Below are 22,198 nucleotides of genomic sequence, written 5' to 3' on the forward strand. Positions count from 1 at the left end.
AAACTAAAAGGATTCTCAAACACCCTTTACCTTGTCAAAAAACCATAATCACACACAAAAGCACCCTAGAATAAAAGCAGACGCTATATATGGTGCCTGCCTTTGTTCTAGGGTACCAGATATTAGCTATTCATTTATTTTAAAAAAACATAGCTTTGTTCCTATAGAAAGTGCTATGAATAATTAGAAAGTACTTCCTACCCAAATAAACAACCAACACACATTTCACTCGCCTACAAGCGAGTTTAAAACCCTTCCAACTAATCCAATCAATAAGGAGGCAAAACAATGAGCCACGAACATCAAGAGATGGATAGTTTTGTTGATTGCATACATGTTGCAATTGCAGACCAACTAAGGGCATGTCGTACTCCAGAGCAACTATTGGACTTAGAAAGAATGGTCAGCTTGAAGACTGACGTAGGTCCTCTTTACCGGTTAATATGCGATTTTCTTAGAGATAGGACTGTAGCCCCTGTTGAGGCGGCCAGTTGGATGGGTACTCTTATGGATAACAAAGAAAAGGAGTTAAATGCTTGCCGAAGCAGTAATTATGTTAAATAAACTCGATAAGCCAATGGCTAGAGAACAAGTACGTTCACTATTAAAAGATTAAATCCTACGGTCATCCAACTTGTGTTTGCTTACTTTCATTTCTGGACTTAAAAATAAAATTAATTAAAGTAAATGACATTGATCTGATATATTTATGTAAATAAGAATGGTAAAATCTACCTAAGGCTTTCCCAGTAGAATATGTGCGTTGAATAAGACCAATCAATAGATTAATGCACCAGAGAATTAATACGATCCCAATTAGTTGCGAAGTAGTCGAATAGAATTTAGAAATATTCTCTTGAATGGGCACGAAAAATTGAACTGAATCTATAAAGTTAGAAAAGTAATGGAGTTGAGACATTGAAACAGAAAGAAAATGGGTATTCACTTGGTTAGTTATGCTCCATCAGAACCAATTATGCAAGTATTTAACGGGGTAATGTTTGTAAATTTGTACAAACAACTAAATGACCTAAATAACCATTTTTATTAATGGCAAATCAAGAAGATATTAAATGTACTATTTATCTAGGAGTTGTTAGGTTTTTGTGAAGCCTAATAGAAAATTAGTTGAAGGCATATCCGTAGTTACTAATTTACTAAAACCATACCTGGCTGCGAGTGTTGAGATTCCTCAAGCTCTCTAAGATCGAAATCGTTGTTTTGCGAACGTAGATCCTTATCTAGTAGATAATTACTTTTCCCTTCATATTTCCATTAAGGAAAAAGAGTACATAGATCAACATAGGTTTTTCTTCGTTAAGTTTTTGTAGTTTCGCTGGATAAAGCAAGTATGTATGGCCATGAGGAATAATGTATAAGTTAATACGAATAATAGCTGAATTCTTTTTAACGAAATCAAGTGGAATTGGCAAGGAGTATCAATTAAATCAATACATAAAGTTAGTTGCATTATTTGGCTAAATCCTTCAATAAAAATCCAAGACAAATACTGTCCAAACTTCACAGGGATCTGTCACTTTCTTGCCACTAAGATAAGGAAATTGCTGTTTAAAAGCTACCGGATGTTGTCCTCCACCGCTTGCAATTTCAGTCGCTGCTTGTTTACCAGAAAAAAAGGCCTAAGGCAACGACTAAACCTCGCGATTCTAATCAAAGATTCGGGTAAAAATTTCAATGCAGAATTAATAAGGTAGATAACAACATGCAAGAAGGGATTTGCATCAAATAATAGTAGGATGATAAATATACTGATTCTTATAGGTAAGAGAATGGGACTTTTCGCTACATATTACGGTGGTAACAGCTGGTATATAGAAATCGAAGGGAAAAAGATTCTTATTGACCCATGGCTTAGAGGCCCCCTTAAATTTGCTCCAGGTTCATGGTTCATTGAAGGAAACCTTCTAAAAACATGGGAAATACCAAACGATGTTGACATTGTTCTATTGACGCAAGGACTCCCAGACCATGCTCATAAGCAGACATTAAAATTACTTCCCAAAGACATAAAGGTCATAGGAAGCCCTTCAGCAGTTAAAGTAACTGAGGAACTTGGATTTAAAGACAGCAGTTGTTTATCACCAGGAGAATCATTAGTCATCACTGAAATTGAAATAATGGCTACAAGAGGAGCTTATGTACCTCAAGTTGAAAATGGATATATAGTTAAGTCAAATAATAAATCATCAATATATATTGAACCTCATGGATATCTGGACCCTACAATTTACTTTCCACACATAACAGCAGCAATAACTCCCGTAGTAGATCTCGGAATAACAAAGTTTATACCTTTCGTCACAGGAAGAAAAGCTGTAGATCAGATAATTACTCAGCTAAAACCCAAATATTTACTTGCTAGTACAACTGGTGGAGAAATAGAATTCAAAGGACTAGTGAGCAAACTCTACACTCAACTGGGTAGCTTTGATGAGATAGTCGAGAAGTATTCTGATAAAACAAAGGTTATAAATCCTGAACCAGGGAAAAGAATAGAACTAAAAGACTAATGAATACTCATATACTTTATAGCTTTAGAAGATGTCCATACGCGATCAGGGCGAGATGGAGCCTGCTGCTCGCAGAAATACCAGTGGAGTTGAGAGAAGTATCTCTTAAAGATAAACCAAATGAATTATTAACTGTTTCCTCAAAAGGGACAGTTCCCGTATTAATCTGTTCAAATGGATTTGTAATTGAAGAAAGCCTAGAAATAATGTTATGGGCTTTAAATAGTCCTAACGACAGAAAAATTAACCTTAGTTTTAGCCGAGAAGTAATTAACTTAATTCTCCAAAATGATAACGAATTTAAATATCACCTTGACAGGTATAAATACACTTCTAGGTATAAAGATGCTGATCGTAAATCAGAACAAAATGCAGCTAGAAACATATTAATAAATTTCAATGATCGTCTATCATATGAATCAAGAGGGGAAAACTTATGGTTAGTTGGAAATTCAATGAGTTTTGCAGATATAGCAATATGGCCTTTTGTAAGGCAATACAAAATAGCAGCTGGAGATGACTTCACCAATGATCCTAAGTTAAGTAAGCTAAGAAAATGGTTAAATTACTTTCTTAACCATGAACTATTCAACGTAGTAATGAGTAAATACAACTTTTGGAGTACAGGAAATATTCCAAGAAAATTCCCACCGGAGTAAGATATTGGACATCAGTATAGTGAAGTATGTCAGCTCTAAGATCATTACCACAAGTTTCAATTATAGGGATAGGTTCCATAGGTTTTCCTGTTGCTCTAAACTTATTAAAATCAGGATATTCTTTAAATATATATAATAGAACAAAACGTGGTTATATAAACAAAGCATTTAAAAAAGAAAATATTTGCGAAACCCCAAGAATTGTAGCCGAAAGATGTGAGATATTAATAATTTGTGTAAGTAACGACTCTTCTGTAGAAGACGTATTGTTTGGGGAAAGTGGGGCTATTGAAGGTTTAGCAAGAAATAGCCTAGTAGTTGACCTATCAACTATTTCCCCTAAGAGATGTATACAATTTTACAACATACTCGCAGAAAAAAGAATTGGCTATATCGACGCACCTGTTACTGGAGGTACAGAGGCAGCTAAAAATGGAAACTTAACAATATTGCTGGGAGGAGATAGGAATCATGTGGAATATGCAATGCCAGTTCTCAAATCAATTGGCAAGATAGTAGAACATTTGGGTCCTATTGGGACAGGCCAGAAAGCAAAGGCTGTAAACCAAGTACTCGTTGCAGGTTCATATGCGGCATTAGGTGAGGCAATCGCATTAGGTGAAAAACTATCTCTTCCAATCAACTCAATTGTAGATATTTTAAAACATGGAGCTGCAGATTCATGGGCTTTAAGGAATAGATCAACTAATATGATTAATGACGATTACCCGCTTGGTTTTAAATTAAAACTTCACCATAAAGATTTATCGATAGCAATAGAAGCTGCAAGGGAATTTGGGCTCGAACTTCCAATAACAAAAGCAGTTAAGTCTATTGAAGAGGATCTTATTGATAAGGGGTTTGGAGATATGGATCTCTCTGTTTTAAAGAAAGGAGTATAGATAAGAACTAATTATGTCTGTAGACGAATATATATTGTGAGACTTAGTTTTCTCACATCCTTATAACTTATTAGTGCTGTCAAGCCTTCTCTTATCTATAATCCTACTCAGCTCTAGGAAGTAGCCTGCCGTACAAAACTTGCCTAGGTTACGTTCCCTATTACTTGAGTCACTACGAATCTCTGCTGTTTCTGCCATTATCAAATCCAACTCCTCTTCAGGCATATCGTACAACTCGCCTAGTTCAACTTCCCTGTCTAAAAGGTGACTTTTAAACCACTTTTCTCGGAGTTCCTGTTGCGGTATTTCCCTTTTTAGGTGTTGCGTCATAAGTTGAAAGGGAATTAGTAATGGTAGGCAGACAAATCAGTCCGCAAATAAATTATATCTCTCTGGGCGACATTCTGCTAAAGAAAAATGATAAGGCTATAAAAAAGAAAGCAAAAAGTCCAGAAACCTCAGTCCAACTGACTAAACCAAACCTATTAATTGCAATTGGTGCGAACAAAGTAATTACTCCTCCTGATAAAAGTGGTTGTAGAAATAGTTGTTTAATTGAAAAGACTTGCAATGTATTGGTGGTATTACGAGGGTCTGCAAGTCTAAGAAGTAGAATTCCACTTGCAGCTACACCAGTAGCATTGCCAAATTCGGCCAAAGCCCTCTCGAAGGATTCCTGAGTAAAAATATACTTAGAGTAAACGAGTGAGCCAAACAAATTCCAACTAAGCCCAACAATAGAAAGAATTAGAATAGGTACCCAATCATTTTTAATGAGAGGCAAATTCAAGCTTGCCATAGCCGTAACTATTAACAAGTCAGTTGATAAAGTTCCTATTTCCCGTTGTAGTAGCTGAGAAACTAGGTCTGTTTTATTTAGTAGTTCAAGTAAGAAACGAATAATCAAAGATGCCAAAAGAGCTAAGGGGAAAACAGGGAAAACTTCAATAACCTCTGAGTAAATACCTCCAAAATATGGAGACATGAGTCTTAGTATATAAAGGGCAAATACTCCAATACCAACAGCTAGTCCAACAAAAAAAAGATTAATCGCAAGTTCTTTAATTTGACCAAAGAAATCTATCTGTTCTTCTCTTGCTCCAGTTATACCAGTTCCTTGAATGGTCTGAACGCCAATCCACCCTAAAGAACGACCAATGACAACCAAAGCGCTCCCAATGATGGTGGACGAAAGTAAACCTACTGTAGCCATGGCAAATCCAAGATCTGGACCTCCCGAAAACCCTAATTTGATGAAACTTTTGCCCATCACGGCTGCGGCTCCATGCCCACCCTCAAAACCAACCTCAATAAGACAGCCCATTAATGGGTCTACCCCAAGCCAAGGTATTAGTAGGAAAATGACAGCCAAACCACCCACAAGATATTGACCGAATCCAAGAAAAAAACCTAAGGCTGCTTGTGATGCAACAGGTTTCCACAAACCCTTACCTCTTGGCAAAGGTCTGCCCAACATCAAGGTTGCGAAAACCAAAGTCAATAAGGGTGTTGGTAATTTCACCCAAATATCAGTGACCTTTTGAGGGAACAAAGAGACTGGCCCATATGGTCCTAGGAAAAGAGCCAAAGTACCTAATAAGAGTGCTATCGGAATGCCAACCCTTTCTAATTTCAAGGCAGGCTCTAGTCGCCTACCTAGACTCAAAAGGAAAATCAAAAGGCAAAGCAAAGTGATCGCTAGCCAGAATCCTGGTAAAAGTTCAGTACTTAAAAAAACAAATTTATTTTCAACCACTGAAAAAAGCTGCATGCCGTCAGAGTTAAAAGTAAATCGAGTGTAAAGCTCTAAGTATTGATAATAAAACGAAAAAACTCATTAAAGGCTTTCCCATGTGAAACCTTCTAGGAATCACTGAATTACGTATCGTATTGCTTTTGCTTCGTCCAAAGATACAAGAAAAATCTGTCTAAACAAGCATTAATAGAGCAAAAGCGTGAAGGACTAATTCCAAAAGTCCTAGTTTCATTTTCATATCCAAATTAGGACTCGACTTTGAATCAATATCCATAACAAATTCACTAGATTTAACTTGCTGCTTTGACCCATTCATAATTTATTAGCTACATACCAATAAAGCGAACTTTCGCCAATAATAGCAACTACCACATCTAGAGACAGGTCTGCCTAGAAAACACTATATAAGGTAGATTTTTTTAAAGGCTCGCTATTTAGCTTATCCAAATGAGGCAATAACAAAAAATAGGTTAAGAGAGGCAAAAACACTTGAAACCTGATATTAGAAAATCAAAAGAAAAAGCCTCGCCATAGGACGAGGCTTTGTAAGTTGAGTAATAGCCAAACCTAAAAGTCAATAAACAAAATTGAGTTCTAGATTTAAACCATATCAATCGTTAAGAGTAACTGTTGCGTTGTCCAGATTACCAATCGCATTTGTTACACGCTTGAAGTCGAAGCCCATAGCGCGCAATGCATGCCATAGATGACCTTGGATGTAGAAGAATCCAAAGTAATAATGGACATTTGTAAGCCATGCACGAGAAGTATGCAGGCCATCTGGAAGGTCAACTGTATCTACCCAGAAAGGTGAAATACCAAACTTGAGTGCCAAAGGCTCACCGAAGAATTCAGTTGGATAAACAGTTGTGTTTGTTGCACACCAGAAAGCTGCAACGATTGCCATCCAGCCAATACCAGCAAGTGACCAAGAAAGGATTGCTTCAGCAGAAAGTAATCCTGATCCCTTGAATTTGGTGTAAGAACCCAATAATCCAGAACCCATCTTGGTCGCAATGTGATGCGCACCACCAAGGATTTGAGCAAATGCCAAGAAGGCATGACCACCCATTACATCCTCAAGATTGTCGATATTTAAGAAATCGAATTGATGGTTCCAGATATGAGCCAAGTTCAGGTTGTACTCAACAGGGTGAACTGCGCCTACAGCTGGGTCGTAAATTCCATGGACTCTTGCCCATTCAACGAACCAGATATTCGCAATACCAAAGAGTATTAAGTGATGGCCAAGAATGAAAGTCTGATTATCAGGGTTGTCCCACTCAAGCTTGAACTTTCTGGCCTGAGAAACCTCAGAGTCCTGCATATCACCGGTAAAAAGAAGTGAATGCAGAAGTCCGCCTGCTCCATAGACCATGGAAGCAACCAGGTGAACAACAGCAACTGAAACAACAGCACTACCTCCAACCCAGACTCCAGCATCATCGAATCCGATACCAAGAGCTGCAAGGTGTGGAAGAGCGATTAACGGCTGATGCCCCATTGGTACTGAGGGGTCGTAACGCGCTAGCTCAAACAGGGTGAAAGCACCTGCCCAGAATGCAATCAGACCGGTATGCGCGGCATGAGCTGCAATAAATTTGCCTGAGCGGTTTGTCACCCCTGAATTACCAGCCCACCACCCATAGGTGACGTCTGGGTTTCCGTAGGTCTGCATGATTAGTAGTTCAAGGGGGCAAGGCCGTATGAGATTACTCTTATCCATGGTCGATCTGAGGACGATGCCAAGACTTTTACAATATGTAAATTCTTGCGCTAAATACCTAGTGAGAAGAATGGGGCTATAGAGCTCGGAAATAGCAGAACATTGCAGAATTTTCATAGCATCTAAGAGATTGGGGGGATCTCGAAAGCTTCAAAGGTTGATTTCTCAAGCGAAGAAACTAGTTTTCTAGAAGCAAACCGTTAATTAGACCTTTGATTCTTAACGGCATAGGTCTTGCATTTTTATTAAAAGGCTAGTTAAAAGAAAAAAAGTTTTAAGTCACTTCAAAAACCAGTAGAAAGACTCTAATGTGTATGTTTGGAATTCAAATCGGAAATTTATGGACAATGCCCAAAAAGAAATGCAGTCAACTCCTGAACAGAAAGCTGATAACACGCCCAAATGGGACTACACCACCAGAGGGCAAACCCTTGCTATCGGTGCAGGAGTAGTGGGATTAAATGTACTTGTAATCATTGTAGTTATTCTGGACAGAACAATACCTGCCGTACATGCCCTTATCACAGGCAAGCCTATTTAATGATAAGAACAATGTATAACAATATTAAAGCTATAAAATCTTAAGCTATAACTTTAAAGATATCATCACTAGATAGATAAACTTGAATTCAAAAGCATGGAAGAACCAAATCCTAACCAAAATCAAGATGTAGATTTAGAAAAAACAGACCCAAAAAATAATGATCTAGATAAAAAGACAATACTTAATTTCTTAGGAGTTGAAATAACAGCTCCAAAAGGTATGGCGAACCCATTAATAAAGCTCTCTGGATTACTCATCATTAATCTAGCATTGTTATTGTTATTAAGATACGCATTAAATAAAGGCTAGATTTATTAATCAATTAAATACATGCGTTGTACTAAGCAAACAGAGTCGAGAGTTAAGCGGTATAGAATGTATATGAAACTAGTTAGCGAAGAAAATTGAAAGGTTTTGGAAAAAAGGGGAAACAAAAGGGCCATATCTCTAAAAAGAGATTGCGGATGCCACCGGAGCAATTGAAGGCTGCTTCAATAAAAAGTCACTTAGAAGGAGATATCGAACAAGCAATAAAAGGATATCAAGCCTTTATAAAAACAGGTATTAATGATGCAGATGTGCTTTCAAACTATGCTTTGATATTACAGGAAATAGGAAAACCTGACGAAGCCTTAAAGATGTATGAAAAGACAATAGTTCTAGACCCTAAACATGTCTTTGCTTTGTCTAATCTAGGATATCTTCTATACAGCATGGGAGAATTAGATAGGGCTGAAGATTTAACAAGAAAAGCAATTAAACTTAACCCTAAGGTAAGTAATGCCCATTCAAATCTTTCTTTAATTCTAAAAAGCAAAGGTGATCTTACAGCTGCAGAAGATAGTGCAGATAAAGCAATAGAACTAGACCCTAAACTAGGGGACGGTTACCTAAACTTAGGTTTGATTAAAAAAGAACAAGGAGATCTTAAAGCTGCCATATTAAACACCGAGAAAGCAATAGACCTTAAGCCAGACTTTGCAGATGCATACCTCAATAAAGGTGTTTTGTGCCAAGAAGGAGGGGACCTGCCTGAAGCAGAAAAAATGACTAGAAAAGCAATGGAATTAAATCCAAGACTAAAAGATGTTCACCTAAACCTGGCTACAATCCTAAGGCAAGTAGGTAAATACGAAGAGGCAATAATACATTTAAAAGAGGAAATAGATGTTAGTCCAGAGATACAGTCTAGTTATCTAATATTAATCGATTTAATTGGGCAATGTGATTTATCCTTATTCAAGGATAGTCAATTAAGATTCTTAATCAATATCCTTACTAAAAGAACAGACATCAGCCACAATAATTTATTCAAGGCATTAAAGAGGCTGATTTCCATAGACAGTCTAGAGAAAAATATCATTAGTGAAAAATCGATATACGCGAATGATTTTTATGAAACAATCGTAGTAGACAAGCAGTTTATAAGATGTCTAGGCTTGGTAACAATAAATGATTTAAGGTGGGAAAGTTCGTTAACGAATTTAAGGAAACAACTGCTAACTACTGAAATACCTAAAAACCTAACGAATAAAGAGAATTGGATTACATTTGTGGCATCCTTAGCACAACAATGCTTTTTAAATGAATACGTCTTTGAAGTAACACAAGAGGAATTAAAAATAGTAAGTGAAAAAGAAGAATTATTAGAGCAAGATAATATCGACGAACTTTTAATAGCCATATTAGCTTGTTACAAACCGATTATTGAATTGCGAGCTAGTAATTCAGTAAAAATACACAAAACGAAGATTGCAGCCTTCAGTGAATTAACAGAAATGCAATTATTTGAACCTCAAAAGGAAGAATTAATTAAGCTAAAGATAGAAAACCCGGGAGAAATAAATAATGACGTTTCAATATCAGTTAAAGAGCAATATGAAGAAAATCCTTATCCAAGATGGAGATACACAACTTTAGCCGAAACTAAAATCCCGATAGAGGAAGCAATTAATAATGAAATAAGCCCTAACAGAATAGAGATAAACTATAAAAAAGAATGCTCTGATGTACTTATTGCTGGGTGTGGTACAGGTCAACAACTAATAGATGCACATTCGTATTCTAATTCAAGGATAACAGCAATTGATTTAAGTTCTTCAAGCTTAGCTTACGCTCAAAGGAAACTAAATGAATACAAATTAGAACAGGAAAGACTATTTCAATTGGACATACTTGACTTGGACAAGCTAAATATGAAATTTGATGTGATTGAATGTACCGGCGTATTACACCACATGAAGCATCCCATTCAGGGATTAGCTTCACTAAGAAAGTCCATTAAAAACGATGGTTTTATTAAACTTGGTTTATATAGCAAATTAGCGAGAAGGTATATTAGTATTGCTCAAACCCTTATCAATAAAGAAAAAATTAACGCAACTAAGGAGGGAATTAAATATTTTAGGAGTAAGGTTATTCAGGCTGAAACACAAGACTTAGAAACTCTTCCTCAATGGAATGACTTTTATACAACTTCTATGCTTAGAGATCTATGTTTTCACGTACAAGAAAAAGTTTATACAATGCATGAAATAAAAGAAATGCTGGCAGAGTTGAATCTGGAATTTCTTGGTTTTGTTTTGCCACAAGAGATAAAACAAAGGTACAGTTTAGAATTCCCTGAAGACACTACACAAACAAACCTAAATAACTGGTATCGATATGAAGAAGAAAATCCCGATATCTTTCGTGCAATGTACCAGTTTTGGGCGAAAGCAATTTAATAGATGGTCAACGTAATTACCCTACTATGTATATTTTATCTAATTGAGGTGCCAGGACGAATCGGTAAATTCATGCCTAGCAGCTCAATTCACCATTCTTAAGCTTAGCTTTGGACTTTAAGAGTGAAGATTAAATTGACCTCTAATGCCTTGGATAGGTACTGGTACTAAAGTCTATTTCACTTGTTTTGGGGAGTTTTAAAAGCCAAAAACAAAATCATGTGCGATAAGAGCTTTTGAGAAGATGCCTGGAAGACCAGAGATGGGTAAATATGCAAAGGTAATATTTCAGCTTATGTTCTAATTCCAGCTCCAATACTGACAAAAGATCACATAAGGGCCCTTAATGACTTAGTTTTGAAGAGCAATCGAATGGAATGGAAATGGCAGGTGGACCAATGCTGGACTTGTGGGAATCAATCCTCCCACTCGTCAAGGACCTCAGACTACGTTTTGCCTTCGCAATGTTGGGCAACCTATTGGCTTTATGGTTTCTAATAACCTATTTCAAGCGATTGATACCTAATCTCCCAGCTGATCTAATCAACTGAGGCAGATTCGACATATCTATAAACTACTCATCTGATGTACTTTACTAATTTTGTAGACCCATAGACTACAAAACAACCTTATTGAGACTTACATAAATAAAGGATAACTTTTATGATAATAAAGCAATAATCCTTCCCATATCTAAACAGAAATTTAAATACCATTAATATATTGATATCTATAAGTCTAGTTATCATTAAGGTATTCCTATTATATTTGTGACTTAATCAATTATATTGTTTATGGATAAAAACTTTAAAATCTTCTGAAGTATAACTATTATAAATAAAGAGAAGATCATACTGTAGTAAAGACACATTATGCTTTTCTCTCAAAAGTGAATAACTTGTTCAGTAGTTACCAGAAGTAAAGTAGAGCTAAAAATGGAAACAATATTATGTATATAAACTGGGGAAGGTTCCAAAATAATTAGTGTAATGTTTGTATTTCTTACAGCTCTTTAATTAAAAGAATGGGAGATTACCTAGGAGCCTGAGTCATTTATTTAATTTGAAATAAGGATCCTTAAGGGCCAACAAAAGCATCTCTACCCCACCAACTAGACATTTCCTGCTTGCAAAGCTCTACTTGGTAGAAAAACAGCGCATCATCCTTCTCTTCATTTCGATGCCAGTGCGTACCATTCTTAAGGTAACCACATTCACACCAACAGCGAAGGGATTTTTCACTAAAACCTAATTTCTCGCTTGCCTCCTGCGCTGTGACCCAATCGGAGTTAAACAAGTTCATTTTCGAAAGCCATTCACCTAGTGATAACGCATTGAGAGGTACTAATGCCCTAGCCACTAATACTCATTTAGGATTTATTGGTCATAGGTAGCAAATCCTTTCTTCATTCTATATTAAAAGTGTTAATACTCAGGAATATAATCGGAAGACTCAAAACTCTTCCTGCCTTTATAGGCTCTTAGTTGAGGTTGACTTCTACTATATCTTCTAAATGCTTTAGTGTTAGAACGCAAATTCTTAAAAGGAACAACTTCTAATCGTATTGGAGTGGTCGATCTAGGCAACTCTATTTTCATTGGAGTAATTAATGGTGGTAGAAGCTTGTACGACGGAATACAGTTATAAGCCTTACCTTTCTTAACAGCACATAAAGAGTTATCCCGAAAAGGAATTTCAGCTTTAACCTCAAAGCATGAGGAGAAAAGCAGAGAAAGGAAAAGAATCACTTTCAAAATTGTTGAAGGCTTACACAAAATGATCTAAAGTTATCCTAACAAAAAAAACTCTATTGAAAAGAGGCTGAATTAATTGATATTCAACTCTTATTTACTATTTTGAGTTACTTATATCAATATAGAGTCTAGGTATAATTAATTATTTCTGAAAAATGTTGATCTTTAAGACCTATCAATTACAAGATTTTTATGTATCGCTGTTTCCGTCATCCTCAAACAAATCCTGTGAACTTTCGAAGAGTTTTAATGAACTTAACCCCACTGACATAAATATAAAGAGAGTAAGACCTATAAGGAAGAAGACGGTGAGATTAGAAATCTCAAGTTCTCCAAATGAAACCAACAAAATTGTTAATGTCATGAAGCCATTAGAATGAATGAATGAACGAATGAATGAACCTGGTAAATTGATTTAGTATTTAAATCATAGTGTAAACCAGAATTCATTCATTACTTATTTCGTATTCGTATTATTCTTTTGTTGGCTTAAGGTCTCATTAACTCTTGTTTTAACATCTTCAGGGACTAGCTTCGGGCAAAAAAGAATTGATCCAGCAAGGACTTGATCTGCTGCTCCTCTAAAAAGCCTCTTATCTGGTAATTTTTGAGAACCTGCCGATTTAACAATGGACCCATGGCGTTCTTTTAGCAACTGTGCATAGGTTCTCGCTGCAATGCCTAATGCTTTATCAAAGTCAACCTTCGCGACTCTTGCATTGCAAAGATAGGAAGTTCCTATACTTCTATACAAACGAATATCAGAATCGGTTGCAGGTCCAGGTTTCGAAGAGGTCTTTGAACAGGACCCTAGTCCTAAAAGGGCTAAAGCTATAGGAGCTAATAAAACATTGCGGAGGTGAGTGCTGGATTTCCTCAAAAGAGTAAATGTGATGTGATTTACTTAAATTTTAACCAATCCAGAAGCCTTTTTTTTAAAAGAGTTGGATTTTTCTTTACTTGTTCAATTATTACCAAAAATCAGTTCAAAGTTGAGAAATTAGGATCCTGGACTATAAATTACTAGAAGCAACAACTTAACAGCCTTGTAAAACGAAGATGGGTATACCAAAAGACTGTTCTGTTTTTTCTAAAGTAAATTTTATTGACCCTTTGCCACCACTTATATTCTTGCTGATAACTGTATCCTCCCAAAGGATGTCAATGTTATATTCACCATAAATTAAACCATAAATTCCGTTTGATTCACCTTCACTACCAGAGACATAATTACTATATTTAAGTTTCCTCAATCTTCCGTCAAGCTTCATAACTACTGTTCTATTTTTCTCATATAATGGATAATACCAAGCGACATAAGGTAGTCCATTCCACTCATAACTTCTAGGCTTATACGCGCCACCCTGACAGGATCTAACCATTCCTATTTCTTTTGGATTAAAACCTTCAACGGTAGGCAAGGAGTAAGCAGAAGTAATCAAAAATGGTGCACTAAAAATAAGAAGCCCTGAAGTTAATAACGTCCTGAATTTGGTTATAAGCCATGAATAAGCGGAGTGCATTTCAAAAAAGACTGGTCTTTTGTCTGATTTCATTGAAATTGTCCTCAAATGCCTTTCCGATATGAGCTAAGTGAACAAAGCACTCAGACAAAAGTCTGTGATAGACGAAGATATAACGAAACTCGCTTCTTTAGGTGTAACTGAAATTGTTAGCTGAGCCAACAATTCCTCGCTAAAAAATTAGGAAAAGTGAATTTTCGGGAAAAATTAGGTTAGGAAAGAGCTTTATAGGATTAAATGTATCTACCGATACATAATTCAGGAGGCTTTGGATGGCTTCAGATAATTCCAAGGCAAAGGGTATGAACTTAATCCCTGTTCAGAGGAAGACAACTTTAAAGTGGAGTTCAAATGGAGAGCTATCAGCAATAGATATGGCAAGAATCCTTGACCAATTAACTGATAGGGAGCTCACTGAATGCGATTTGACCTGCGAATTGGAGAGTGAAGACCAAGTTAGCTGATTTGAAAGAGAAGAGATGACAGGCGGGCGATCAAAACTTCCTTTTCCCCTTCTTAGAAAACCTTTGTCCGTTTGGCCGTTGGTACACCTCCTCGATTATTTCTCCATTATCAATAATTACAGTAACCAATTGAGCTTCTACAAATGAAGTTGGCGCATCATCCTTTCCCTTAGGTGGATGAATAGGGTTTGTAGTGGACTTACTAGAGAGATTGGACTCTTTGGCAACCAATTGTGTTTTTTTATGCGATTGACTGCTCAACCACCAAACGAAGAGAAAGCCGACTACCAAAAGGGAATAGAGAATTACCATCACTGATCGATTGGGTATTACAAGTAAAGCAAAAAGCCTTAGATCAATCCACCTTTGAAAGTCTTTATATAGCGATAATAAAGTCTATAGAGGTCGAGTTGTCATAAAGTCTAGAAGTAACGTCAAACAAGGCAAAGAATAGATTTTCACCAAAATTACTTTGTTACTGTAGTTATATCAAATGCCTCATTGGAAATTGCAATATCAAAATGCTGTTTTAATTTATTCACCTACCTGATACGCAAATCCATCGATTATCGAAATTCCAAACTGGCTTATAAATCTCCTTAGTGATCTCAAGCCCAGCAGCCTTACACTGTGCCAAGGTTTTCATTGGAATTGCATAGACAGATGGACTTGTGATCCCACTTACCGAAGCCTTACCACCTGGGCCTTGTCTATAACTACCAATCACAAGCCAATAATCTGCCTTCACTTGGGAAGGGAATGATAGAGAAGCTAAAAGAGAAATCAATAATGAGGCCAGAGTTCGTTTTTGCATGGATTAAGTACAGATATGTTTATTATGCGATGAAAAAGAATTATTGAAAATATAAACCGCTAACTGAGAAGGGGATGGCATCCATATGGAAATATTTAAAGGAAGAAATTTTAGGTTTATTATTTTGGTAAAAACAGCAAAAAGTCCAATGTTAGCAGTGCAATATAAGAATTTAAGCTAAAAAAGATAATTACAAAGTAAATTTAGTTTTTCTGTGAAATCAACATTCGTTGAACCAGACAAGAATGGAAATATTCAAAAGAAACGCAAAAGACAAAAAAGGCAGGGCATAGGCCCTGCCTTCAAGAAAAACATAAAGTCGGTTTTTAGACCTTTATTTATCTGATGGGTCATTAAGACCGTAGAAAATAAATTGGGAAACTTGAATCAGAGCGATTGCTCCGAAAGCGGCTGCTAGAGGCTGGAAACCTCCTATCGCTATCGTTGCGAAGAAGTCTGTTGAGGGAATCATTGCTTACGGGTGGAGGTTAAAGCGATGTACTTATAACGCACAAGGACCAACCACGGCTGACACATTGGCTATTTCGATACTGACGTTAATAAGATTCGTTGGCAACGAAGGCATTCCAAACTGGTCAAAGCTGCAAAGACAGGCTTCAAAACAAGTTCTACAGGCATTTTGTGGTGCTCTTAACCATTCGCAGAGCCCCTCGTTGGTATTAGGCCTCAAATCAATGGGAATCGAAATAGTGGTTGTACTTGCCCCTAACGGTCATAATCCCTTGCCCAGGAATACTCAGTAGACGTTTCAGGACCTTCACTTGGTGGAGGAGACTGCGCAAAAACTATGGGAGCCAATCCAATATCTTTTCCAAACGGAACAGAGCAAGATGATTGGAGCATTCCTAAAAAGAGGGTCTTTAACATTGTTGAATAAACTGTTTTCTCAGCTAAACGCATCTAGAAATAAAAGGCGATAAGAACTATTACTCAGAAATAAAAAGAGAAAACTCTTAAGGTAGTAAATTGTAAAAAATTAATATCTATCTTCTAACATTACTGATACACATATTTAACTACACGAACTACTTGAAAAGTTTATAGTGACTAAGATGTCTGGATGAAGTAATTATTAAAACTTTTCTTCTTTTTCGCTTCCTCCCACAAATACAAAAGGGTATAGGGTGAAAGGGCAATGCCCAAAAAAGGAATAATTAGATGCTTTAGGGTCATTGAACTAATTGCCATCTTCTATTTGATAGCAAAAAGTCATGAGAATAGGAATAGAGGGCCAAGTAAAGAAATGCTTAAGTATTATTGGTTAGAACCCTTTAAACCCTTGCCTGAAGCTCTTTTAAAGATTATTGGTAGCTCGAAAGTATGAGACACCCAAAGTACACAAAGATTTAATTGCAAAAGTGGTGTCTTTCCATTTGATATATCTAATGTTGTTTTATAGCCAATTAAACGAGTATCAACACAATGGATCCCCTACTCCAATATGGTCCAAGCGAATATGGTGGCCCGGGTCCTCTCACAATTGCATTAGTTGTAATAGGAATACTTCTTGGGTCTTGGTTGTTTGGCGCAGCTTTGGCTTTTCTTTCCAAGGGGAGCGCCCAGAGGCCGAATGACAAGGATAAATCTGAATGAATCGCACACCTAACTGGGACTTATTTCAAAAAAAGCTCAAGGGTTCCTAAAAAAGAAAAGCGATTGCGAATCAGAATCGAGGATTATCTCTATATGTCTTGACAGAAGGTTTTTATTAAGTTAACAAAAGAGTATATTACACATTTTATTATCTTAGTAAAGCTAATCACTCTTATGGCTTTCATCTCTTAAAATTTTTATAAGATAAATTCCTTTCTGGCCCCTTCTAAATAGATACTGGAGATATCTCAGAGAATTTCACAAGCTATAAATTGAGATTCTCCACCAAAATTCCTTTTCAGCCTTTCAGGCAATAACAGCATGAAAGAAATCAATTCAGACGAAATTCCAAGTTCAAAGGATCCCTGGTCTCCTTCTACCCAAGAGAATTCATCAAGCAACAATCCGGAAGGCATAGAAATTCAAGAAGAAAGCAGCACTAATTCCCAGTCTCAATCCATTTCAGAAGTTCTAGATAGCCCTAAGCCAGACTCTGAGCCCCTTGTTGATTCCGAACCTATAGACACTCCTCCTCTACCTGTCTCTGAGCCCCTTGTTGATTCCGAACCTATAGACACTCCTCCTCTACCTGTCTCTGAGCCCCTTGTTGATTCCGAACCTATAGACACTCCTCCTCTACCTGTCTCTGAGCCCCTTGTTGATTCCGAACCTATAGACACTCCTCCTCTACCTGTCTCTGAGCCCCTTGTTGATTCCGAACCTATAGACACTCCTCCTCTACCTGTCTCTGAGCCCCTTGTTGATTCCGAACCTATAGACACTCCTCCTCTACCTGTCTCTGAGCCCCTTGTTGAAACAGATTTAACAAGTAAATCAGGCTTTACCCCACTCAATGAACCTTCATCATTTATGCAAATTGACCTGAACCGAGAGAATCAACTTGCAAGAAAACCCATTATCCCGAAAAGTTTTACAGATACAAAATCAGTATTGCAAGTAATTGGTGCTCTTGTTGCAATTTTATTACTTAGACTAATCTATATATTATTAACAGAGTTCTAAACAATTTTGATAGCCTTAAAGCTAGTCGTGGCCTCCATTACAAGCCTTAACATAATCAGGAAGTATCTGAGAATCCGAATTCATTTGTCGTGAAAGTTTCTCAATACATTGATTCTGAGTTTCTGCCCATTCAGAGATTGGGGCCAACTTTGATACCCCAAAAACAAGTGAAAAGGTACTAACTGTTGCCAGAAAAGGATAAAAATAATTTTTACCCTTTGCCATAGTATCTGAATGTAATTTTTCTTCGTTTTTTTGTTCTTTCATTTTCTCAGATAAGGATTCAATAGGTTTTGGGCTCACTTCTTTTTGTGAGGGCTTAGGTTTTGTGAACTGAGTTTCTGCTGGGGAGACAGGTTTAGGTATTTGCTCTTTTGAGCGTCTTAGAGAATCTGAAACTGTAATTGCAAGAGATACAGTCGCTACAAACAAAGCTCTCACGCCTGAAAGAGCTTCCTTGAGCTCCCGCGCAAGACGCTTTCTTTTAGAAGTCGTATTGGAAGGGGGTGTCTGAGTCATGCTTCTTTTTAGCGTTTAATCCATCTATGCGCGAGTTTTGTTTGCTGAAAATTAGCTAAATAGTTTGAAGCTATTTCCTAATGATTAATAAAGATTGGTCTTAATCACTGTTGCACAAGCATCCTAAGGGGACTATCTAAGAATAGTAACCTTAAATTTAGATCATGAAATTTTCTAAGAAAATTGCGTTAGCAATTCTAATTTGCTGTTCAGCTTGTTCAAATACTAATGCCCCAACTACTGAAAGTAGAAAGTCTCTAACAGAGATCAATTCGGAGTTGGGCCGAATAGAAGAAGCAATCCAACGCGGTAATATCAAAGAAGCATGCAAACTAAATGTTCAACTCACAAAAAACATAGATATCACTAGCGGACTTTCAGAAGGGTCTTTGAAATCAATCAAAGCAATTCAAGTTAAATGTAAAACAAGAACAATTTCAATTCAAGTAAATAACGACTAGCACACCCCTGCAACACTTACAGATCAAACGCTAGTTATATATACTTCCCAGAAAACACCTAAGAGTAAACACAGATGCTCTCTAAGTAAATCCTTGCTAAAAAGCTAAAAGCGGACTTTTGCTAATCAAGTTCAGAAAAGTAAAAACAAACTTTTTCTTCAAAGTACGCCATAGTTTTTTTCCGGAAGATTGCTATGCAAACCACCACTACCAACTCAAAGATTGATTCATCAGATGCTTATAAAAAGACTGCACCAAATCAGGACTTCAATAAAAGACGAAGATTGGAAATAAAAAGGCGTCAAGGACTTTTAACCTATAGAAGAGAACGACTTGAAAGGGAATTACATGCAATAGAAATTTGCCTAACCTCATTAGACAAACAACTACAAAAAGAACATACATACGAACAATTATCAATCTATAAAACATAAGGTCATGTTTAGTAATATATACCACTGCCTTGTAAAATTTATCTGACAACAAAATTTTATAACTAGAGTTAATACCACGCCTAGAAGCACATATTTTTAGTGCTTAGTACTCATGGCAATTATCCTCTTGTTCAGTAAATTTATTGCAATAACCGGGTGATGGGGAACAGTCGGTTATTACACCATGTTTATAAAGTTAAACAGGTGTATCAACTACTGCCAGGGAGATGAGTATGTCTTTCCAAAAGCTCAGTCAAGTTGAAATAATCCATGGACGGGCGGCATGGACATGCTTAGCACTATTAGCAGTACATCAAATCTTCAAACATTTAATTAATTAGGTGCTCACAATAAATAAATATGTTTATTTCATATCGAATGGCTCAAAATAAATGCCTTAAATATTGATAAATAAAACATAAATATTTAATCAAGCTATAAGCGACATCCCAATTGAATCAGGCCTCTGTCCAGCAGCCTGCCAAGCTTTAGAGCAGTGGCTTCCTCAAGCCTTGAAAACTCAGATTGATGAGTTACAACCCAAGACATCTCATCCGGTGTAATAACGCCAGTAGAAACAGACTCAAGGAAAAGGCTACCTAGGTTCATTAGTGGGATAAGGAGAAACAACAAGGTTTTTCTTTAAAACCACCGACTGATCCCCATCACCCGGTCGTTTGAACGACAATAGTCTTCTTTAGCCAAAACGTCATGAGTAGTAAACACTATATATAGACCCTAGGCGCAACTCAAAATCAAAACAGCTCTATTTATGGGGGCTTGTCTTTTATCCACAGAACAACCTAGGCAATAAGATCGCCATCACAGGGGCCAAGGAATCCACGCAAGGGTCTTTTTTCGACAACTCATAGAAGCTGGTATTAAAATTATGAAGACACTGGACTTAGCGGCTAGTTCGTGGGAAATAAAGGCAAGGGGGGTAAACGAATAAGAAGACTATAGAAACCCTAGAGAAAAATTAAGGCAAGATAAACAAAGGGCTTTGCCTGATGTTTCTTAAAATAATACAAGGAACATATCAGGGACTATATACAAAGAGCGATCGACTACCTACTCCTAACAGATTTAACAATCGCACCTTTAAGCTCTTCCGGAACATCAAGGCCAAATTCTGCCAAGAGGTCCTTGAGAAGGGCCCTATTTCTATGTTGCTTGGATGCTTGCTGCCTAGCAAAAAGAGCAATTCCCAAGCCAATAAAAGTTGCAATAGTACAAGTAGTCAATAAGAGCATAAGGATTTCCTGAATAATTCACAATGTCTCCTTTCTTCGACCAAAGATCTAGTACCTCGTTACAAAGAGAAGTCTCATCAATCAACTGTTCATCCTTAATATTTCCAATCTAATAACTGGTTTCGTGAAAAAGTCAAGCCAAGTAACTTTAGATTTAAAACAAATATTCAAAAAGAACTGAAACGAGGTCGGCGTGAGTTCGTAGAAATGAATAACAAAAGGAAATTATTAGGTTTTGTGAAAAGTTTTCAAATTATACGCACCGATTAATTCCAGATCAATAAGGGCTTAAAGTAAAAAAAATCGCAAAACCGTTATGACCCTACCTAATCCGTCTTCAGACCAGTTAATTGTTGTCAACCTGGCGGCGATAGTCGTAGGTACTACCTTTAATGCCCCCCAAAAAGCTATCAAATGGGGAGGTCTTGTAGTAGCAGTAGTAACCACGACCTGTGCTCTTTGGTGCACTCATCACGCTTAAGTCGCAAACAAGTTGATTCGACATAAACCAATCAACTCCCGCAAAGCCTTGTCGTATCAATGGAATTAAGCCGCCGGTAGATGTTAGAGCTAATCTTCTCTATCTCCTATACCGTATCAACCTCACAACTAGATAAGAAAAGCTAGCCTGCTCTGGTCAATCGTACTAATGTTTTAGAGCCATAAAGGTTCATCATGAACACAGACCAACTGACCGTTATCAACCTCGCAGCAATCCTTGTCGGCACAACATTCAATTCGGACCAGAAAGTAATCAAATGGGGTGGACTCATTATTGCAGTAGCTTCTGCTGCAGCGACAGTTCTTTCCTAAGACAGAACTCTACTGAGTTATTAGCCTCATAGCAGGGGCTCCATCCAAAGACCCTCTCATAAATTTATGAGAGGGTCTTTTACTATTCAAATTATCGCTGCATATGCCTCAAAGTCAGCTTATTAGATAAACCCACGTCAATAAGACTCATTTATCTAGCTGCCAAAGAAAAACTTATATCTTTAAATCCGAAAAAACATGGCGACTTGATTTGTAGAGATGTATCTTTCTAGAGACTAATTTAGTTTCAGAAGGAATGAACCCAAGAGAAGCGATTCGAGCACATGCTTATCCTGTACTTGCTGTAATAAGTACATTGAGTCTTGTGGGCATTTTCACCTCACTAGTCCCTATTGCTAAATGGACCAGAACTCAAAATGAATGTATAGAGAGAACTTTCCGAATAGATGGAAAAAATACCCAAGGTATTCCCGCTAAGGTCTGGAGTTGCAATGGAGGTGGTAATTAATAGTATAAATATACTTAAGTTGATATCTAGAAGTTAATACAACAATTAAAAAACAGGTTAAAACAACTCATACGACAATACTTTCTCTCAGATAATATTACCTATTTCCCTAAGTAGTAATGTAACTAGTTAACTCTACCCAATTTTATTTAGCTTATATGTTATATATTTTGTCTGTCTTTCTACATAGTTTCAAGAAAGTATAAAATTTAT

26 protein-coding genes are annotated in these 22,198 nt (G+C 36.9%); 16 read left to right on the forward strand and 10 right to left on the reverse strand.

Annotation, left to right across the window (positions count from 1 at the left end; all coding sequences use genetic code 11):
• Positions 1-288: 288 nt before the first annotated feature.
• From SOI83_RS02005 to SOI83_RS02020, 4 genes are all read left to right on the forward strand, one after another.
• Positions 289-564, forward strand: coding sequence for a hypothetical protein (locus SOI83_RS02005; protein WP_320676947.1), 276 nt, complete (start codon positions 289-291; stop codon positions 562-564).
• Positions 565-1,790: 1,226 nt separating this feature from the next.
• Positions 1,791-2,531 carry an MBL fold metallo-hydrolase gene (locus SOI83_RS02010; protein ID WP_320676948.1) on the forward strand — a complete coding sequence of 247 codons (741 nt, stop codon included), beginning with the start codon at positions 1,791-1,793 and terminating at the stop codon, positions 2,529-2,531.
• Positions 2,531-3,190, forward strand: a complete 660-nt coding sequence (locus SOI83_RS02015) for a glutathione S-transferase N-terminal domain-containing protein (RefSeq protein WP_320676949.1) — start codon at positions 2,531-2,533, stop codon at positions 3,188-3,190. The genes SOI83_RS02010 and SOI83_RS02015 overlap by 1 nt, the downstream gene beginning before the upstream one ends.
• A 26-nt stretch (positions 3,191-3,216) precedes the next feature.
• Positions 3,217-4,092 (forward strand): NAD(P)-dependent oxidoreductase, encoded by an 876-nt coding sequence (locus SOI83_RS02020; RefSeq protein ID WP_320676950.1) that lies wholly within the window; start codon positions 3,217-3,219, stop codon positions 4,090-4,092.
• 60 nt (positions 4,093-4,152) lie between these two features.
• Here the strand turns inward: SOI83_RS02020 and SOI83_RS02025 are convergent, their stop codons facing one another.
• From SOI83_RS02025 to SOI83_RS02035, 3 genes are all read right to left on the reverse strand, one after another.
• On the reverse strand, positions 4,153-4,422 hold the full coding sequence (locus tag SOI83_RS02025; RefSeq protein ID WP_320676951.1) for a hypothetical protein: 270 nt from the start codon (positions 4,420-4,422) through the stop codon (positions 4,153-4,155).
• Between the two features lie 52 nt (positions 4,423-4,474).
• Positions 4,475-5,863 carry a sodium:solute symporter gene (locus tag SOI83_RS02030; RefSeq protein WP_320676952.1) on the reverse strand — a complete coding sequence of 463 codons (1,389 nt, stop codon included), beginning with the start codon at positions 5,861-5,863 and terminating at the stop codon, positions 4,475-4,477.
• 595 nt (positions 5,864-6,458) lie between these two features.
• On the reverse strand, positions 6,459-7,526 hold the full coding sequence (locus SOI83_RS02035; RefSeq protein WP_320677589.1) for a chlorophyll a/b binding light-harvesting protein: 1,068 nt from the start codon (positions 7,524-7,526) through the stop codon (positions 6,459-6,461).
• Positions 7,527-7,935: 409 nt separating this feature from the next.
• On the opposite strand from SOI83_RS02035, the gene SOI83_RS02040 reads away from it, so the two are divergent.
• The 3 genes from SOI83_RS02040 (at position 7,936) to SOI83_RS02050 (ending at position 10,844) form a co-directional block, all read left to right on the forward strand.
• Entirely contained in the window at positions 7,936-8,115 is a 180-nt protein-coding gene (locus SOI83_RS02040) for a hypothetical protein (protein WP_320676953.1), read from the forward strand.
• A 96-nt stretch (positions 8,116-8,211) separates the two neighbouring features.
• Positions 8,212-8,427: a hypothetical protein gene (locus tag SOI83_RS02045; protein ID WP_320676954.1), complete on the forward strand. Its 216-nt coding sequence runs from the start codon at positions 8,212-8,214 to the stop codon at positions 8,425-8,427.
• A gap of 170 nt (positions 8,428-8,597) precedes the next feature.
• On the forward strand, positions 8,598-10,844 hold the full coding sequence (locus tag SOI83_RS02050) for a tetratricopeptide repeat protein (protein ID WP_320676955.1): 2,247 nt from the start codon (positions 8,598-8,600) through the stop codon (positions 10,842-10,844).
• Between the two features lie 1,077 nt (positions 10,845-11,921).
• On the opposite strand, the gene SOI83_RS02055 is transcribed toward SOI83_RS02050, so the two are convergent.
• The 3 genes from SOI83_RS02055 to SOI83_RS02065 form a co-directional block, all read right to left on the reverse strand.
• Positions 11,922-12,146 (reverse strand): hypothetical protein, encoded by a 225-nt coding sequence (locus SOI83_RS02055; RefSeq protein WP_320676956.1) that lies wholly within the window; start codon positions 12,144-12,146, stop codon positions 11,922-11,924.
• 909 nt (positions 12,147-13,055) lie between these two features.
• Positions 13,056-13,478 (reverse strand): cAMP phosphodiesterase, encoded by a 423-nt coding sequence (locus SOI83_RS02060; RefSeq protein ID WP_320676957.1) that lies wholly within the window; start codon positions 13,476-13,478, stop codon positions 13,056-13,058.
• Between the two features lie 157 nt (positions 13,479-13,635).
• On the reverse strand, positions 13,636-14,154 hold the full coding sequence (locus SOI83_RS02065; protein WP_320676958.1) for a hypothetical protein: 519 nt from the start codon (positions 14,152-14,154) through the stop codon (positions 13,636-13,638).
• A gap of 239 nt (positions 14,155-14,393) precedes the next feature.
• Between SOI83_RS02065 and SOI83_RS02070 the strand changes: the two genes are divergently transcribed.
• Entirely contained in the window at positions 14,394-14,585 is a 192-nt protein-coding gene (locus tag SOI83_RS02070; RefSeq protein WP_320676959.1) for a hypothetical protein, read from the forward strand.
• Between the two features lie 538 nt (positions 14,586-15,123).
• Here the strand turns inward: SOI83_RS02070 and SOI83_RS02075 are convergent.
• Together SOI83_RS02075 and SOI83_RS02080 are read right to left on the reverse strand one after the other, a co-directional pair.
• A complete protein-coding gene (locus SOI83_RS02075; RefSeq protein ID WP_320676960.1) occupies positions 15,124-15,399 on the reverse strand; it encodes a hypothetical protein in 276 nt (91 codons plus the stop codon).
• 334 nt (positions 15,400-15,733) lie between these two features.
• Positions 15,734-15,871: a hypothetical protein gene (locus SOI83_RS02080; protein WP_320676961.1), complete on the reverse strand. Its 138-nt coding sequence runs from the start codon at positions 15,869-15,871 to the stop codon at positions 15,734-15,736.
• A gap of 684 nt (positions 15,872-16,555) precedes the next feature.
• Between SOI83_RS02080 and SOI83_RS02085 the strand changes: the two genes are divergently transcribed.
• The 3 genes from SOI83_RS02085 to SOI83_RS02095 all read left to right on the forward strand — a co-directional run bounded on the left by SOI83_RS02085 (position 16,556) and on the right by SOI83_RS02095 (position 18,036).
• Positions 16,556-16,744, forward strand: a complete 189-nt coding sequence (locus SOI83_RS02085) for a hypothetical protein (protein ID WP_320676962.1) — start codon at positions 16,556-16,558, stop codon at positions 16,742-16,744.
• A 98-nt stretch (positions 16,745-16,842) separates the two neighbouring features.
• Positions 16,843-17,013, forward strand: coding sequence for a hypothetical protein (locus SOI83_RS02090; protein ID WP_320676963.1), 171 nt, complete (start codon positions 16,843-16,845; stop codon positions 17,011-17,013).
• Positions 17,014-17,334: 321 nt separating this feature from the next.
• Positions 17,335-18,036: a hypothetical protein gene (locus tag SOI83_RS02095; protein ID WP_320676964.1), complete on the forward strand. Its 702-nt coding sequence runs from the start codon at positions 17,335-17,337 to the stop codon at positions 18,034-18,036.
• A gap of 21 nt (positions 18,037-18,057) precedes the next feature.
• Here SOI83_RS02095 and SOI83_RS02100 read toward each other — a convergent pair whose 3' ends face one another.
• Positions 18,058-18,555: a hypothetical protein gene (locus SOI83_RS02100; protein WP_320676965.1), complete on the reverse strand. Its 498-nt coding sequence runs from the start codon at positions 18,553-18,555 to the stop codon at positions 18,058-18,060.
• Between the two features lie 164 nt (positions 18,556-18,719).
• On the opposite strand from SOI83_RS02100, the gene SOI83_RS02105 reads away from it, so the two are divergent.
• A complete protein-coding gene (locus SOI83_RS02105) occupies positions 18,720-19,016 on the forward strand; it encodes a hypothetical protein (RefSeq protein ID WP_320676966.1) in 297 nt (98 codons plus the stop codon).
• Positions 19,017-19,210: 194 nt separating this feature from the next.
• Positions 19,211-19,450 (forward strand): lactate dehydrogenase, encoded by a 240-nt coding sequence (locus SOI83_RS02110; RefSeq protein ID WP_320676967.1) that lies wholly within the window; start codon positions 19,211-19,213, stop codon positions 19,448-19,450.
• Between the two features lie 1,067 nt (positions 19,451-20,517).
• Here the strand turns inward: SOI83_RS02110 and SOI83_RS02115 are convergent.
• Complete coding sequence (locus tag SOI83_RS02115) at positions 20,518-20,703, reverse strand: hypothetical protein (RefSeq protein WP_320676968.1); 186 nt, start codon at positions 20,701-20,703, stop codon at positions 20,518-20,520.
• A 316-nt stretch (positions 20,704-21,019) separates the two neighbouring features.
• Here SOI83_RS02115 and SOI83_RS02120 point away from each other — a divergent pair, with 316 nt between their 5' ends.
• The 3 genes from SOI83_RS02120 (at position 21,020) to SOI83_RS02130 (ending at position 21,985) form a co-directional block, all read left to right on the forward strand.
• Entirely contained in the window at positions 21,020-21,184 is a 165-nt protein-coding gene (locus tag SOI83_RS02120) for a hypothetical protein (protein ID WP_320676969.1), read from the forward strand.
• Positions 21,185-21,378: 194 nt separating this feature from the next.
• Positions 21,379-21,516, forward strand: a complete 138-nt coding sequence (locus SOI83_RS02125; protein ID WP_320676970.1) for a hypothetical protein — start codon at positions 21,379-21,381, stop codon at positions 21,514-21,516.
• A gap of 256 nt (positions 21,517-21,772) precedes the next feature.
• Positions 21,773-21,985, forward strand: a complete 213-nt coding sequence (locus SOI83_RS02130; RefSeq protein ID WP_320676972.1) for a hypothetical protein — start codon at positions 21,773-21,775, stop codon at positions 21,983-21,985.
• Positions 21,986-22,198: the final 213 nt, after the last annotated feature.

Origin of the sequence: Prochlorococcus sp. MIT 1300 (assembly GCF_034092375.1) — a bacterium.
In the GTDB taxonomy this organism is placed as follows: Bacteria; Cyanobacteriota; Cyanobacteriia; order PCC-6307; family Cyanobiaceae; genus MIT-1300.

Coding starts and splice junctions, on each gene's coding strand:
- SOI83_RS02005 (WP_320676947.1), top strand. CDS start 289: ATGAGCCACGAACATCAAGAGATGGATAGTTTTGTTGATTGCATACAT.
- SOI83_RS02010 (WP_320676948.1), top strand. CDS start 1,791: ATGGGACTTTTCGCTACATATTACGGTGGTAACAGCTGGTATATAGAA.
- SOI83_RS02015 (WP_320676949.1), top strand. CDS start 2,531: ATGAATACTCATATACTTTATAGCTTTAGAAGATGTCCATACGCGATC.
- SOI83_RS02020 (WP_320676950.1), top strand. CDS start 3,217: ATGTCAGCTCTAAGATCATTACCACAAGTTTCAATTATAGGGATAGGT.
- SOI83_RS02025 (WP_320676951.1), bottom strand. CDS start 4,422: ATGACGCAACACCTAAAAAGGGAAATACCGCAACAGGAACTCCGAGAA.
- SOI83_RS02030 (WP_320676952.1), bottom strand. CDS start 5,863: ATGCAGCTTTTTTCAGTGGTTGAAAATAAATTTGTTTTTTTAAGTACT.
- SOI83_RS02035 (WP_320677589.1), bottom strand. CDS start 7,526: ATGCAGACCTACGGAAACCCAGACGTCACCTATGGGTGGTGGGCTGGT.
- SOI83_RS02040 (WP_320676953.1), top strand. CDS start 7,936: ATGCAGTCAACTCCTGAACAGAAAGCTGATAACACGCCCAAATGGGAC.
- SOI83_RS02045 (WP_320676954.1), top strand. CDS start 8,212: ATGGAAGAACCAAATCCTAACCAAAATCAAGATGTAGATTTAGAAAAA.
- SOI83_RS02055 (WP_320676956.1), bottom strand. CDS start 12,146: ATGAACTTGTTTAACTCCGATTGGGTCACAGCGCAGGAGGCAAGCGAG.
- SOI83_RS02065 (WP_320676958.1), bottom strand. CDS start 14,154: ATGAAATCAGACAAAAGACCAGTCTTTTTTGAAATGCACTCCGCTTAT.
- SOI83_RS02070 (WP_320676959.1), top strand. CDS start 14,394: ATGGCTTCAGATAATTCCAAGGCAAAGGGTATGAACTTAATCCCTGTT.
- SOI83_RS02075 (WP_320676960.1), bottom strand. CDS start 15,399: ATGCAAAAACGAACTCTGGCCTCATTATTGATTTCTCTTTTAGCTTCT.
- SOI83_RS02080 (WP_320676961.1), bottom strand. CDS start 15,871: ATGATTCCCTCAACAGACTTCTTCGCAACGATAGCGATAGGAGGTTTC.
- SOI83_RS02085 (WP_320676962.1), top strand. CDS start 16,556: ATGCCCAAAAAAGGAATAATTAGATGCTTTAGGGTCATTGAACTAATT.
- SOI83_RS02090 (WP_320676963.1), top strand. CDS start 16,843: ATGGATCCCCTACTCCAATATGGTCCAAGCGAATATGGTGGCCCGGGT.
- SOI83_RS02095 (WP_320676964.1), top strand. CDS start 17,335: ATGAAAGAAATCAATTCAGACGAAATTCCAAGTTCAAAGGATCCCTGG.
- SOI83_RS02100 (WP_320676965.1), bottom strand. CDS start 18,555: ATGACTCAGACACCCCCTTCCAATACGACTTCTAAAAGAAAGCGTCTT.
- SOI83_RS02105 (WP_320676966.1), top strand. CDS start 18,720: ATGAAATTTTCTAAGAAAATTGCGTTAGCAATTCTAATTTGCTGTTCA.
- SOI83_RS02110 (WP_320676967.1), top strand. CDS start 19,211: ATGCAAACCACCACTACCAACTCAAAGATTGATTCATCAGATGCTTAT.
- SOI83_RS02115 (WP_320676968.1), bottom strand. CDS start 20,703: ATGCTCTTATTGACTACTTGTACTATTGCAACTTTTATTGGCTTGGGA.
- SOI83_RS02120 (WP_320676969.1), top strand. CDS start 21,020: ATGACCCTACCTAATCCGTCTTCAGACCAGTTAATTGTTGTCAACCTG.
- SOI83_RS02125 (WP_320676970.1), top strand. CDS start 21,379: ATGAACACAGACCAACTGACCGTTATCAACCTCGCAGCAATCCTTGTC.
- SOI83_RS02130 (WP_320676972.1), top strand. CDS start 21,773: ATGAACCCAAGAGAAGCGATTCGAGCACATGCTTATCCTGTACTTGCT.